A 13,564-nucleotide genomic window follows, 5' to 3' on the forward strand; every position below is an offset into this window, starting at 1 on the left:
CCCATGGCCGGCGGTCCCGGCCCGGGTGGGTGCGCCCGCTCGGGCCGCCCCTTCACGGCACCCTGCACGATGCGAAGGGACGGCCTTGCGACGGATGAACGAGACAGGAAGGGCCGTGCCGGGCCGTCGAGCACCGACCGCGCTCAGCTCCTTGCCCGGTCGCGGCACGAAGCCGCCCAGCGCCGCCGTACTGCTTCCTCGTGCTCCGCCTCCTCCAGAGCCAGTTCCACGGCGGCCAACTCGCGTGTCAGACGGGGAATCCAGTGCCGGCGCAGAGCGCGAACCCGTTGGCGGGTCCGTTCGGCCTCTGCCGCGATGAGTTCGGCCGCGGTGCGGGCGGCGGAGTGCTCGGCGGCGGCTCGGACGGCCACGCGGTACGCCACCTCCGCGTGAGCGAGCGCCGTGTTCCCCGGTGTACGTTCCGCGGGCGAGCGCACGGGGGCCGTCCAGGACACGGAGGACGGGTGGCTCACCCCCATCAAGGCGGTCCACTCGACGTCGATTCGGGCATGGTCGGCGGGGGCCGCTTCGGACAGAGCGCGCTCGCCACCGAGCAGCACCCCGCGCGCGCACCAGGTCTCCGCCTCGGCGAGCCTGTCCCGCCAGACGCGGCCGGCCTCCTCCGCCGCCAGTCTCGACTCCCGCTCACGGTCGAGCAGGAGCCGTAGTTTGCGTTCCAGCAGGTCCGCTCCGCGCAGAGCGGTGTTCAGGCTGTGCCGCAGCCGCAGTCGGCCGGCACGTCCGGGCGGCACCCGCCGCCGACGTGCGTTCACGACGGTGTTCCGTCCCCGCCCGTGCCGTCGTCCCTGGCGGCACGGGCGTCGAGCATGGCTGCCGGGATCATGTCGAGCTGGCTGCGAGGCAGCGTGAGCAGTACGTCCCAGACGCGGTCGAGGGAGTCTTCGAGCGCCCGGTTCTCGTCCGCGCCCTGAGCGAGGAACCCGCGCAGGAACGCGTCATCCAGGTCCAGGTACCGGCGGTCGGTCGGGCTCAGTGCCGGGCGTCCGATCAGGTCGGCGAGTTCCCGCACCTGCCGGGCGCGGGCCAGTGCGGCGACCAACTGGGCGGCGACGTGCGGGTGGTCGTCGCGGGTCCTTCCCGCACCTGCTCCCTTGCGCATCAGGCGCGACAGCGAGGCGAGCGGGTCGACCGGGGGATACACACCGTGGGCGTGGGTCTCACCGGACAGCACGATCTGGCCCTCCGTGATGTAGCCGGTGAGGTCGGGCACCGGGTGGGTGATGTCCCCGGCGGGCATCGTGAGCACGGGCAGGAGAGTCACCGATCCAGGACGGCCCCTGACCCTGCCGCACCGCTCGTAGAGGGAAGCGAGGTCGCTGTAGAGATAGCCGGGATAGGCCCGCCGGGCCGGAATCTCGCCCCGGGCCGCGGACACCTCGCGCAGCGCCTCGCAGTAGGCGGTCATGTCCGTCATGACGACCAGGACATGGCGGCCCTCTCCGAACGCGAGGTGCTCCGCGACCGTGAGCGCGAGCCGTGGTGTCAGCAACCGTTCGATCACCGGGTCGTCCGCGGTATTGAGCAGCAGCACCAGCTCCTTGGCGGCGGAGCGCTCCGCAAGACCCTCGCGGACGAACGCCGCGTCGGCGTGTGTGAGCCCCATGCCGGCGAAGACGACGGCGAACGCCTCGCCGGCACAGGTCGCCTGGGCGGCCGTCTGCACCGCCAGTTCGATGTGCGGCAGGCCGGCAGCCGAGAACACGGGGAGCTTCTGCCCCCGGACCAGGGTGGTGAGGACGTCGATGGCGCCCACTCCGGTGAGCACCGGTTCCGTGGGCGGCTCCCGGCGCACCGGATTGATCGGCGCACCGCCGACCGCGGCGTCCACGGAACCGACGACGGGGGGCCCGCCGTCCACCGGTTCGCCCCGCCCGTTGCACACCCGGCCCAGCCATCCGGTGCCGACCGGGACCCGCAGCGGCGCACCTGAGAACGCGATACGTGTGCCTGTCCGGTCCATTCCCGCCGTGTCCTCGAGGACCTGCAGGACCGCCAGGTCCCGGTCCACCTCCAGGACGAGTCCGTGCCGGCGCTCTCCGGAGTCGAGGACGATCGTGGCGAACTCGTCCCAGCCGACAGCAGTCACCCCCTCCACGACCACGAGCGGGCCGCGGAGCTCCCGCACGCCTGTGTACTCGACTTCGCCCGGTACCCTCATCCGGCCTCCGAGAGCCGTGCCAGCACCGTGTCGCGGGCCGCCGTGACGGGGGCGGTCTCGCGCGGCCCCGCGTCCTCACGGGCCCGTAGCAGCGGGGTGAAGTCGACCGCTTCGACCGCCTCAACCGGGGCGCCGGAGTCTGCCAGCTCCATGCAGCGGTCGATCACCGTGAGAACGGCCTCCACAAGGGCTGTTGTCTTCTCGGGCGTGCAGTACGCGTCCGACGGCGACAGCGCGTTCTGCTGAACGACCCCCTCCCGTACCAGCCGTCCGGCGAGCACGCTCACCCGTTCCCGCGGCGGAAGGGCACTGACACCGACCAGTTCCACGAGATCGGCCAGCCGGTCCGCCTCGGCGAGCAGGCCGGCCACCCGCCCGCGCCGCTCGGCCCACTGGGGGTCACCGGCGCGTGCGTGCGCGGCGGCCAGCGCGGCTGCGTCCCGGGAGAAGGAGTCCGCCCAGGAGACCGCCGGGTAGTGGCGCGCGTAGGCCAGGTCGCGGTCGAGGCTCCACAGGCACCGCACGAACCGCTCCGTGTGGGCCGTGACGGGCTCGGTGCGATCACCGCCGGGCGGCGACACGGCACCGATGACGGTGACCGAACCGGTGGCGCCGCCGAGGGTGCGCACCGATGCCGCCCGCTCGTAGAAGGCAGCCAGCTCCGAGGCGAGCCCCGCCGGATAGCCCTCCTCGGCGGGCAGCTCGCCCATCCGGGAAGCGAACTCCCGCAGAGCCTCGGCCCAGCGAGACGTCGAGTCGGCGATCACGACGACGTCGAGCCCCATGTCCCGGAAGTACTCGGCGACCGTCACACCTGTGTGCACGCTTGCCTCGCGGGCCATCATCGGCATGTTGGAGGTGTTCGCGATGGTGACCGTGCGCTCCGCCAGGCGGCCCCCGGTCCGGGGGTCGGTCAGTGCGGACAGTTCCTCGATGACGTCGGCCATCTCGTTGCCGCGCTCACCGCAGCCGACGTAGACGATCACGTCGACGTCGCACCACTTGGCGATCTGCTGCAGCAGCATGGTCTTTCCGGTGCCGAACCCGCCCGGGACGGCGACCGTGCTGCCACGGGCCACGGGGAACAGCAGGTCGACGGCCCGCTGGCCGGTGTGCAGCGGCACCGCGCCCGACAGCCGCTCCCGGATCGGACGGGGCCTGCGCACCGGCCATGTCTGCGCCATGCGCACCTCGTGCCCGTCCACCACCGCGGCCAGGGAATCCTCGCCATGCTCCCCCGCCTCGGCGATCCGCGTCACGATCCCTGCGCACCCGGGGGGTACGAGGGCGCGCAGGGGGACCGACGCCGCGATGTCGCCGAGGACGTCCCCCGCCGACACGTGAGCTCCCTCGGCCACGCACGGGGTGAACGGCCATGTGCGACCGTCCGGTTGGGTGCTCCACTCGCCCGGCACGAGGACGTCTCCGGCGCGGGTGAGGGGGCGAAGCAGGCCGTCGAAGACGCCGCCGAGCAAGCCGGGTCCCAGCCTCACCGCGAGTGGTCCGCGCTGCGGGACGGCGGGATGGCCGGGTGCGAGGCCGCCGGTGTACTCGTACGCCTGGACGGTGACGACATCGCCGTTGATCGCGACCGCCTCGCCCGGCAGCCGATGTTCGCCCAGCAGGACCAGGTCGCGCATGGCAACGCCGGTGGTGCAGGCGATCTCGACGAGGGGCCCGGCCACGCGGAGGACGCGCGGAGGTCCGTCTTCGCCGGGCCGGTGGCTTTCCGCGGCGAACGGTGGCGTCATGGCACCCATAGGTTCTGGGCCTCCGCGCCGAGGCGTTGCAGGGCACGGTCCGCCAGGGCGGCGGCCGAGAGGTCGACCCGGCGGCCGGGTGTCTCGGCCGTCACGCCGCCATCGGGGGTGGCCGCGACCCGCGCGCCGGTTCCGAGCAGTGTCCGGGCCCGCGCCTCCAGCCGGCCCCGGAGCCCATCGGTCTGCGCCAGCGCGTCTCGCACGCCCGCGCGCACCCTGTGACAGAAGTCCGCGTAGGCCTCGGCGCGCGCGGCGAGTTCCCGCGCCCAGGCCTCCTCCCGGGCCCGCACCCGGTCACGTGCCGCAGCGGCGGTGCCGTCGGCCGCACCCTGCTCCCGAGCCCGTTCCAACAGCGCCTCCGCCTCCGCCCGCGCCCTGCGCACCGTCTCGTCCGCGTCCGCCCGCGCACGGGCCAGTACGACACCGGCATCCGCCCGTGCCGCACGGAGCAGTCCGGCGCGCACGGGGTCCAGGGGGTCGGCGGGGCCGGTGGCGGAAGGGGTCATGGCGGCATCACCACCGTCAGAGGACGGGAGGGATCAGGCGCGGCCGTCCCGGTCCCCAAGGCCTCGGCCGCCTCCGGCGTGACGATCACCAAGGAAATCGTCTCGGGAAGCGCCCGCCAGGCCCCGCGGACGGCGTCGGGGTGCTCCGCGACCAGGACGTCGACTCCGGCGAGGACCAACCCGCCGATCCTGCTCCGCGCGCCGATGGCCGCCACCGTGCCCATAGCCATGCCTTCCGGGTCAAGCCTTTCCGATCAGCAGGATCGCGACCACCAGTCCGTAGACGGCGATGCCTTCGGCCAGGCCGACGATCACCATGGCCCGGCCGAACATCTCAGGGCGCTCGCTGAGCGCGGCCAGCGCCGCCGCGCCGGTGTAGGCGACCGCGATGGCCGCTCCGACCGACGCGCCGGCCACCGCGATGGCGGCCCCGATCAGCGCGGACCCGTTGACAGTGGTCGCCGCGGCGGTCCGGGCGGGCGCGGCCTGCGCGGCGCCGGCGAGAACCGTGGCGAGCAGCACGCACGCACCGCCGAGGAGAGCGGCGTTCGTCGCGAGGATCCAGCGGAACGCATGTCTCGTCCGGCGTTGCCGCAACAGCCGTACGGCGCCGAGCGCCGCGGCCGGCACGGGCAGGACCATCAACCAGGTGAGCACCCGGTCACCTCCGTTTCAGCTTCGGCCGCTGCCGCCGACGGGACGTGCCAGGGGCGGAACGGACGGCCCTCCGTCTCGAAGAGCCGCGAGAAGATCTCGTAGAACTCCAACCGCAGCGCCTGAACGCCGGCCACCAAGGCCTCCAGTGCGAGGGAGACGGCGGTGCCTACGACGAAGACCGCCACCGCCCCGGCGACACCTGCGGCTCCGCGCCCGGCGAGGCCGGTGGTGCCGCGCCACACCAGATCCGCGAGCGCGGCATGGGTGAGACCGAACGCCGCGAGCCGCGCGAAGGACACCGTGTTGGTGCCCGCGCGCACCACGACGTCGAACATCCGCACCCCGGTCTCGGCAATCCCGGCGAAGCCTCCCGCCGTGGCCCGGTACAGCCCCACCGCCGCCAGCGCCAGCCCTGCCAGGGCAAGCGCCGCTCCAAGGATGGCGGTGGCCTGGTGGTGCAGGGTGAGCCCCGCTGCCGTCAGTCCGAGCCCCAGGAAGAACAGGAGCCCCGCGCAGCCGGACGCCGCATACAGCGCCTTGCCCGCACCGCCCTCCCGCCAGCGGTTGACCGTACCGGCCGCATGGGCGACGACCAGCAGCCCCGCTCCGAAGGCCACCGCGGCGGCCAGCAGACGTGCAGGGCTCTGCAACGGGCTCAGCCACAGCACGGGCAGCACACCTGTCGGCCCGAAGAACTCGCCGTAGGCGGCACCCGCGAACATGGCCGCCAGCCCGGCACCGGCGAAGAAGGGCCACAGGCGACTGAACCGGGCGAGCCTGCGAGGTCGCCCGAACCGCAACGCAAGCGCGCCGAGCACCAGGAGCGCCCCGTGACCCGCGTCGCCGAACATGATCCCGAACATCACGACGTACGTGATGCCGGCGGCCCACGACGGGTCGATGTCCGCGTAGGGCGGTGTGCCGTACGTCGCCACCAGCGGAGTGAACGACGCGGCCTGCGTCGACCGCAGCAGCGTCGGCGGATCGGTCCCGGGCGGGGTGCGCAGCGGAACGAGCGCACCTCCGGCGGAGGTGAGCCTCCGCGCGAGCCGCAGTACCTCCCCCGCCGGGCACCATCCGGCGAGCGCCGCCACGTCCCCGCGCAGCACGGCCCCCTGGATGCGCGCCTCCAGTTGTGCCTCGCCCGCCAGCAGCCCCAGGCTGCCCTGCCGTTCCAGGACGTCAAGATCGGGCTCCGAGGCTGCCAGGAAGGGAGCCTGACCCGCGACCGACGGCACGCCCGCGGTCGCAGGCGGAACCGACTCGGGACGGCCCTCCAGCCGCTGCAGCCGTCGGGCCGCCGGCCCCGGGGCGGCCTCTTCCACCTGGTCCAGCTCGACACATCCCGCCTCGGCGATCCGCACCAGCGTGTCCCGCAGCGCCGCGCGCGGTACGACCACCGCCACACGTCGCATCCGGACAGGTGTCACAGCCTCAGACCAGGGCATCGAACTCCTCCAGCAGCCGTCCGGCCCGGGCCGCCGACTCCAGGGCCGCCCGCACCCTCCAGGCATCCACGGACAGCACCGCGACCGCCCCCACCACCTCCTGGGGCCCGTACCGCCCATCCCGCAGCATCCCGGCGCCGTCCCGGTCGACCACGCGCCACCAGCGGGCCTCCGCCCGCCACAGGTCTCCCGGCTCCTCCACGTCCGCCAGGACCCAGCGGGCCTCCGACGGCAGGCGGGCGCAAAAGTCCCGGAAGGAGGCAGCGTCGACCGCCCGCGAGCCCAGCAACTCCGCCGCGTCACGGCGCATGGGCTCTGACAGGCGGCGCTGGTGTACGAACACCTCGCGCGCTGTCAGCAGAGCGGCGCGTCCCCGGGCCCACCGCCGGGCGGACGGCACGGCCGTGGCCGTCCATCGGGCAGCCGCCATACGCATGCCCGACACCAGCGCCCACGGCGTGTCCGCGCCCGGGTCGCCCCACGCCGAAGCCGCGAGCGCAGCGCGCAGTTCCGCGGGCGTACGGGCACGCTCCAGACTCCGCCAGGCGGTCTCCAAGGCGCCGAGCCGGTACGGCTGCCACGCCGGGGCCTCGGGGTCCGGGCCCGGGTGGTGCTGTGCCGACAGACGGGACGCGACGTTGGCGACCTCGAAACCAGCGGCGAGCGGGCGCAGCAGGCGGGCTCCGCCGGGGGGCAGCCAGCCGGCCAACACTCGCATGTGCCACAGCAGCGTGGCGGAGACCGCCCGTTGCGCCTCGGGCAGATCGACGACCGCCCGCGCGTACTTCCGGTAGGGGGTCCCGGCCAGCCGTCGGAGTGCGTCCTGCAGTGTCACGGCGCTCGCCATCTCCCGGGCGCCGGCCGGGCCCGGGCAACGGCTGGTCAGGGCGCGGGCCCGGACCACTCCCGCGACCCACCCGGCACTCACGGCGCTCCCCCCGGTCCGCGCGCGCTGCGCAGCGCGTCCGCGACCGCACGGTCCACCAGGGCCGTCATGCGCTCCCGCGCCCGCTCGCGCACCAGCGAGGCGGCGCGTTCACCAGCCGCGCGAAGTTCCTCCGCCTCCCGCACCGCGGCGCGACGAAAGGGCGTAGCGGCCTCCTGCCGGACCTGCGGAGTCCGGGACCGCGCCGCCGCCACGATGTCGGCCGCCTGCCGTGCGGCTCTCTCCCGTATGGCTGCCGCCTCACGGTCCGCCGATGCGCGAATCCCTGCCGCCTCCTCCTGAGTATCCGTCAGGAGTGCCAGAGGCGCGTCCAGTTCCGCGGCACGCTCCGCCGCCCGGTCGGCGGGGACTCCGGTGACGGCCGCCCCCGGCGCACCGGTCGGACGGAATCGCGCGAGGAAATCCCGCAGGCTCACCACGAGCGTCCTCCTGCCGGTCTGGTCCCCCTTCAGTCTCACTGCTCCTGTGCAGGCTCGCATCGGATGAACCGCACAGCCACCCCATCAGGGCCGTTCGGCTCTTGGCCCGGCCGGGTGGAGGGCGAGACTGGGACAAGAGGCAACCTACGAAGTCTGGAGGCCCTCATGAGCAGGCGCGAGAGCCATTCCACGGGCGCCGAGGCCCGCCGTGCGGTGCCGTCGAGTCACTGGCGCCCCGGCGAGGAAGGACGGCAGGACATGCTGCTGCGCTATCTCGGTGCTGTCGCCACGGTCTCGGCCAAACACGCGGGGGCCCGGGCCGTCATGCCCCCTGCCACCGGCGAGCCGCCTTCCGCGACAGGACCAGGTCCGGTCCCCGGAGCTGAGCGGGAGACCGGCGGCTTTGTCGGCGAGAAGCCGCCACGGCCCGTGGGACCACTGGTACGGGACGTGATGGACGTGCCCGCCTCGTCGATGCGGGAGGACCTGTCCTACCGTGAGATCGCACGGCTGCTCGCACGTGAGCACGTGGGCGCGATCCCGGTGGTCGACGCCGGCGACCGGGTCGTCGGCGTGGTGTCGGAGTCCGATCTGCTGGCGAAGGTGGCGTTCGAAGCGTCCGGTCACCCATCCGGACCTCTCGGCAGACTGCGGGAGCGGCAGTTGCACGGCAAGGCGCGAGGAGAGACGGCGGCAGACCTGATGACCAGTCCCGCGATCACCGTGCTGCCGGGGGCCACCGTCGCGGAGGCCGCCTGGCTCGCCGCATTGTCCCGCCTGAAGCGAATCCCGGTCACCGACCACGACGGGCGCCTGGTGGGCGTGGTGCGCCGCGACACGCTGCTGCAGGCCCTGATACGGGACGACGCCGGAATTCTTCAGGAGATCGATACGAAGATGCGTGCCTTCTGCTCCCCCGCCGACCGCGACACGGTCGAGGTGCACGTGCACGACGGCGTGGTGGAGTTCACCGGCCGGATGTCACAAGCCTCGATGTCCAGGCTGCTGTCCGAGGTGGAGGACATCGACGACGTGATCGAGGTGACCAACCACCTCACCGCCGTATGACCGGGTGTGCCGGTACGGACGCCAACCGGGTGACCGGCCGGTCCCCCGGTGGCCATGCCGCGTCTTGACCACCCCGGACGCCCTGTACGGAGTAACTGCGCAGCCCCGGGCGCCGCGGTCTGTGCAATCTTGCGAGTGTGACGCGGACCGCCTTCGGTCCGGCAAGGCGAAGGGAGAACGGGTGTGGTGACGAGACGGCGCGTGATCCAGGCTGCCGTTGGCGGAGGCGCGTTCGTCCTCCTTCCCTCCGGTATCGGGTTCGTCCCGGCGCGCCTGTCGTCACCGGCGGGGCGCATGGCTCTGGACCCGGAACGCATCGGAAAGTACCGCACGTGTCTGGTCGTCCCTCCGGTCATGCCACGGTCCGACCACGGCTCGGAGGGCGGGATCGACCACTACTCCATCGGTGTCCGTCAATTCCGGCAGCAAGTGCTGCCCCCCGGGTTGCCGACGACGACGGTGTGGGGATACGGCTCCACAGAGGAGCCCGGCACCTTCCATTACCCCGCATTCACCATGGAAGCCCGGGTTGGCACGCCCGTGCGGGTGCGGTGGAAGAACGAGTTGCTCGATCGCTCGGGCCGTTTTCTGCCCCACCTGCTGCCGGTCGACCCGGCACTGCACTGGGCGAACCCGCCGGGTGGGACGGGGGGCCGGGACGGCCACTCGGTGTTCCGTTCGACGCCGGGTCCGTACACCGGCCCGGTGCCGATCGTGACGCATCTGCACGGAGGCCGGAACACCGAGGAAAGCGACGGGTACCCCGAAGCCTGGTACCTGCCCGAAGCTGTCGACATACCCGCCCGTTACGCCCGGGTCGGATCCTTCTACGACGTGTACAAGCACAAGGCCGAGGCCGCCTACGCCGTCACGTGGGCCCCGGGAGAAGCCGTCTTCCAGTACGCCAACGAAGAGCGCGCGGCGACTCTCTGGTTCCACGATCACGCCTTGGGTGTGACACGACTCAACGTCTACGCCGGCTTGGCCGGGTTCTATCTTCTGCGCGGGGGGCCGGCCGACCTGCCCGACGGCGTCCTGCCCGGGCCTGCCCCTCGCCCTGGAGACCCACCGGGCCGGAGCTGCTACGAGATCCCGCTCGTGATCCAGGACAGATCCTTCTCCGAGGACGGCAGTCTTCTGTACCCTGCGGGACGCGCTTTCTTCGACGGATTCAAGGGCCCCTACGTGCCGGACAGCGATGTCCCGCCGATATGGAATCCCGAGTTCTTCGGCAACACCATGGTGGTCAACGGCAGGACCTGGCCAGTCCTCGACGTCGAAGCCCGACGTTACCGACTTCGTGTGCTCAACGGGTGCAATGCGCGGTACCTCATTCTCAAGGTCGCCGCCGATCCCGTCGCCCGCCGTCCCGCGGAACCGGCCCTCGCCTTCTGGCAGCTGGGAAGTGAAGGGGGCTTCCTTCCCGCGCCCGTACGACGCGAGCAGCTGCTCATCGCTCCCGCGGAGCGCGCCGACGTGATCATCGACTTCACCTCGGTACCCGTCGGCACCGCTTTGTACCTCATCAACGAGGGCCCCGACTCCGCGTTTCAAGGCGGGAGGGCGGGAACCGACTTCGCGCCCGCGAACCCGGGCACGACGGGACAGGTCCTGAAATTCGTCGTCCGATCCCCCACTTCGCCCGACATGAGCGTGCCCCCGTCCCAACTGACCTTGCCGTCACTCGTGCCTCTGGGTACGGCGGACCGTGTCCGCCGACTCTCCCTCAATGAACAGGACTCCGCGGTTCTGGAGCACGTCGGTCCTCGCAACGTGCTGCTCGGGACCGTCGACAGAAGCGGGAAACCGGTCCTCATGCGATGGGATGATCCCGTGACGGAGAATCCGGCGCTGGGAGCTACCGAGATCTGGGAGATCCACAACTTCACCGCCGATGCTCATCCGATCCACGTCCACGAGGTCCAGTTCCAGATCGTCGACCGGCGCAGAACCGGGCAGAAAACCCCTTTGCCCGCTGAACCATGGGAGCGCGGATTCAAGGACACCGCCATCGCCTACCCGGGCACCGTCACACGGCTGAAGGCGAGGTTCGACCGGAGTGGCCTGTTTGTATGGCACTGCCACATGCTCGAACACGAGGACAACGAGATGATGCGGCCCTACCGCGTCGGACCGGCACAGAACACCTCGCCGAGAAACCCACAAGGACTTTGATCGTCGGACGCAGCCGAACCGGCCCCGTAGCCGGCCTCAGCCACAGACATGCAGCCGGATCCACCGCATGGCGCAGCAGAGTCGGCCACGGCCCTTCGTGGCCAGGGGCAGGGGGCCGGCCGGCCCCCTGCCCACTGCCCGCAGGCTGGAATCCGATCCGTCGACGCCCACGAGCAGCGGGAATTCCATCATCCCCATCGCCTTCTCCTGTCCGGCCGACGAGAGCATGGGAAACGCCGCGATGCGGACCCGCTCGCCCGCCCGGGACCGGCCGCCGGGTTGCACTGTCCCGGTTTGCAGCGATGGTGGAGTCATACGGCCGGGCGGAACGAAGCCACAGAGCCACCCGTCGTTACAGTCCGGCGGGAACAGATGCTGCTCGGTCTCGACCACGAGGTCCGGCGCCCTGCGTGCGCCGAGGCGTTGATCATGCTCTGTACACGCCCTACGGCACAGGCGATGTGCCCCGACCGGGCGATGGGAGGAGGTCCGACGTGCCTGCGACTCCGCACATCGTGAGCGATGTGATGACCCGGAATGTGGTCGCTGTCAGACGCAACGCGCCCTTCAAGGAGATCGTGCAGACGATGGGACAGTGGAAGGTCAGTGCTCTGCCCGTCCTGGAGGGCGATGGGCGCGTCGTCGGTGTGGTCTCCGAGGCCGACCTCCTGCCGAAGGAGGAGTTCCACGACCATGATCTGACGCTGTACGAGCAGCGTGAGCGCCTGGCTGACATCGCCAAGGCGGGAGCGGCGACCGCCGAGGAGGTCATGAGCACCCCCGCCATCACGGTGCATCCCGACGTCACGCTGGCCCAGGCGGCACGGATCATGGCGGTGAGGCACGTCAAGCGCCTTCCCGTGGTGGACGACGAGGACATGCTGAAGGGGATCGTCAGCCGCGGGGATCTGCTGAAAGTCTTCCTACGGCCGGATGACGACATCGAGGAAGAGGTGCGCCGCACGGTGGTGTCCTACCTGTTCCCCGCCCTCAGTCACACCATCCACGTGAACGTGCACGAGGGAGTCGTCACCCTCCGCGGACGGGTCCAGGACACCGCACTCGTCTCGGTTGCCGCACGCCTCGTCCGCGCCGTGGAGGGTGTGGTGTACGTGGAGCCCCATCTCACCGGCGAGTCCGGTGCTCGGGGGGAATCCGAGGACACGCTGTGACAGGACCGCCGGCACGGATGGGCGGCGCGGTTGATCGCCGAGGTGAGATCGCGTGATCGCCATCATGCACGTTACCCCGTCGCCGTCGTCCCGCACGACTGAGCCCGGCCCCCACTGGGCACCCCGCTCCGCACGCCGGTCAGGAGCGAGACCGGTACGAGGCGCCCACGACCACCCGCCGACCCCCGAGCGCCGTACCCTGACCTGGGCTCTTCGCCGGTCCGACCCCTGTCAGGCCGGCCTCGTCTCCCTCACAGATGGGCCGGGCCGGGCCGGCCCCGCCCAGCAGTCCGGCCCACCACCCTGGCGCGGCCACACCTCCGGACCACCGCCATGCCACTCGATGAGCTCCGATTCGGCCACGTCCAGCTCATCCCCGTCCAGCAGCCCTGCGAATTGCAGGAGCGCCGTCAAGTCGTGCAGCGAGTACGCAGTGCCCAGGATCTCGTCGTCGACCGTTACGTGGCGACCGCCAGATCCGCAGGGCGCCTCCACGATCACGGAATGCTCGACCATGGCTTCAGCTTGCCCCGGCCAAAGACCCACCGCATTCCGAGGTGTGATCTGGCGGGACGACCGCCGGTCCGTCGGGTGTCGAGACCGCGACGCGCCCGACACCGTGTCTGGAGAGCAGGGCTTGGCATTCGTCGATCGCCGAGGCGAGTTCGCCTGATCGCCGCCCGTCCCTCACAATCGTGCTGTACCCCAACGTGCCGCTGTCCGAGAGTCCGGCGCACGCGGTGTCGGCCCGGGTCCAGGGGCTCCGGCCCGGACGGGCCTCCTCGGGACCACTGGCCTCCAGCACGGGCCACGCGGCTCACCCGCGAGCGATGTGTTCTTGACCCGACGGACACGGGACCACAATCGACTGTCACGACCGGAAGGGAGCGCGGACGTGCGCCACAGAACGGTCGAAGAACTCATGACCCGGCGAGTCGTGCGGGCGCGGCGTGACATGCCGTTCAAGGAGATCGTCAAGCTGCTGTCGGAGAACGATGTCACGGCCGTTCCCGTGGTGGACGAACTGGACCGCCCCATGGGCGTGGTGTCCGAGGCCGACCTGCTGCGCAAGTGCGCAGACCAGGCCGACCCGTCCGGCCGGACACCGATTCCGCATCTGGAGGCCTGGGAGCGGGCTAAGAACTCCTAACAAAGTGAGAGGTTGACCAGTCGGCGCCAGCAGATGATGCCGCAGGCCAGGCTGAGGAACGCTTCGTGGATGTCGTCGCGGATC

The 13,564-nt window shown here is 71.6% G+C and carries 13 protein-coding genes and 2 pseudogenes; 4 read left to right on the forward strand and 11 right to left on the reverse strand.

Annotated elements, in window-relative coordinates:
- Positions 1-143: 143 nt before the first annotated feature.
- From ACWD5Q_RS30530 to ACWD5Q_RS30570, 9 genes are all read right to left on the reverse strand, one after another.
- Positions 144-773 carry a V-type ATP synthase subunit D gene (locus tag ACWD5Q_RS30530; protein WP_451430306.1) on the reverse strand — a complete coding sequence of 210 codons (630 nt, stop codon included), beginning with the start codon at positions 771-773 and terminating at the stop codon, positions 144-146.
- Entirely contained in the window at positions 770-2,179 is a 1,410-nt protein-coding gene (locus ACWD5Q_RS30535; protein ID WP_451430307.1) for a V-type ATP synthase subunit B, read from the reverse strand. Before ACWD5Q_RS30535 ends, ACWD5Q_RS30530 begins: the two co-directional genes overlap by 4 nt.
- Positions 2,176-3,864, reverse strand: a complete 1,689-nt coding sequence (locus tag ACWD5Q_RS30540; protein ID WP_451430308.1) for a V-type ATP synthase subunit A — start codon at positions 3,862-3,864, stop codon at positions 2,176-2,178. The genes ACWD5Q_RS30535 and ACWD5Q_RS30540 overlap by 4 nt, the downstream gene beginning before the upstream one ends.
- A 62-nt stretch (positions 3,865-3,926) precedes the next feature.
- Positions 3,927-4,445 carry a hypothetical protein gene (locus tag ACWD5Q_RS30545; RefSeq protein ID WP_451430309.1) on the reverse strand — a complete coding sequence of 173 codons (519 nt, stop codon included), beginning with the start codon at positions 4,443-4,445 and terminating at the stop codon, positions 3,927-3,929.
- Positions 4,442-4,675 (reverse strand): hypothetical protein, encoded by a 234-nt coding sequence (locus ACWD5Q_RS30550; RefSeq protein ID WP_451430310.1) that lies wholly within the window; start codon positions 4,673-4,675, stop codon positions 4,442-4,444. Before ACWD5Q_RS30550 ends, ACWD5Q_RS30545 begins: the two co-directional genes overlap by 4 nt.
- A gap of 10 nt (positions 4,676-4,685) precedes the next feature.
- Positions 4,686-5,102 (reverse strand): ATP synthase subunit C, encoded by a 417-nt coding sequence (locus ACWD5Q_RS30555; RefSeq protein ID WP_451430311.1) that lies wholly within the window; start codon positions 5,100-5,102, stop codon positions 4,686-4,688.
- Entirely contained in the window at positions 5,087-6,517 is a 1,431-nt protein-coding gene (locus ACWD5Q_RS30560) for a V-type ATPase 116kDa subunit family protein (protein WP_451430312.1), read from the reverse strand. Before ACWD5Q_RS30560 ends, ACWD5Q_RS30555 begins: the two co-directional genes overlap by 16 nt.
- 19 nt (positions 6,518-6,536) lie before the next feature.
- Positions 6,537-7,478, reverse strand: a complete 942-nt coding sequence (locus ACWD5Q_RS30565) for a hypothetical protein (protein ID WP_451430313.1) — start codon at positions 7,476-7,478, stop codon at positions 6,537-6,539.
- Positions 7,475-7,954 carry a hypothetical protein gene (locus tag ACWD5Q_RS30570; protein WP_451430314.1) on the reverse strand — a complete coding sequence of 160 codons (480 nt, stop codon included), beginning with the start codon at positions 7,952-7,954 and terminating at the stop codon, positions 7,475-7,477. Before ACWD5Q_RS30570 ends, ACWD5Q_RS30565 begins: the two co-directional genes overlap by 4 nt.
- Before the next feature lie 126 nt (positions 7,955-8,080).
- On the opposite strand from ACWD5Q_RS30570, the gene ACWD5Q_RS30575 reads away from it, so the two are divergent.
- Together ACWD5Q_RS30575 and ACWD5Q_RS30580 are read left to right on the forward strand one after the other, a co-directional pair.
- Complete coding sequence (locus ACWD5Q_RS30575; RefSeq protein ID WP_451430315.1) at positions 8,081-8,983, forward strand: CBS domain-containing protein; 903 nt, start codon at positions 8,081-8,083, stop codon at positions 8,981-8,983.
- Positions 8,984-9,337: 354 nt separating this feature from the next.
- A complete protein-coding gene (locus tag ACWD5Q_RS30580; protein WP_451430316.1) occupies positions 9,338-11,158 on the forward strand; it encodes a multicopper oxidase family protein in 1,821 nt (606 codons plus the stop codon).
- A gap of 36 nt (positions 11,159-11,194) precedes the next feature.
- On the opposite strand, the gene ACWD5Q_RS30585 is transcribed toward ACWD5Q_RS30580, so the two are convergent.
- Complete coding sequence (locus tag ACWD5Q_RS30585; protein WP_451430317.1) at positions 11,195-11,551, reverse strand: hypothetical protein; 357 nt, start codon at positions 11,549-11,551, stop codon at positions 11,195-11,197.
- A gap of 101 nt (positions 11,552-11,652) precedes the next feature.
- Between ACWD5Q_RS30585 and ACWD5Q_RS30590 the strand changes: the two genes are divergently transcribed.
- Positions 11,653-12,330, forward strand: coding sequence for a CBS domain-containing protein (locus tag ACWD5Q_RS30590; protein WP_451430318.1), 678 nt, complete (start codon positions 11,653-11,655; stop codon positions 12,328-12,330).
- Positions 12,331-12,889: 559 nt separating this feature from the next.
- On the opposite strand, the pseudogene ACWD5Q_RS30595 reads toward ACWD5Q_RS30590, so the two are convergent.
- A pseudogene (locus ACWD5Q_RS30595) lies at positions 12,890-12,979 on the reverse strand (XRE family transcriptional regulator); the annotation flags it as partial.
- Positions 12,980-13,225: 246 nt separating this feature from the next.
- On the opposite strand from ACWD5Q_RS30595, the pseudogene ACWD5Q_RS30600 reads away from it, so the two are divergent.
- A pseudogene (locus ACWD5Q_RS30600) lies at positions 13,226-13,471 on the forward strand (CBS domain-containing protein); the annotation flags it as partial.
- Positions 13,472-13,564 lie beyond the last annotated feature (93 nt).

This window comes from Streptomyces sp. NPDC002513 (genome assembly GCF_053595355.1).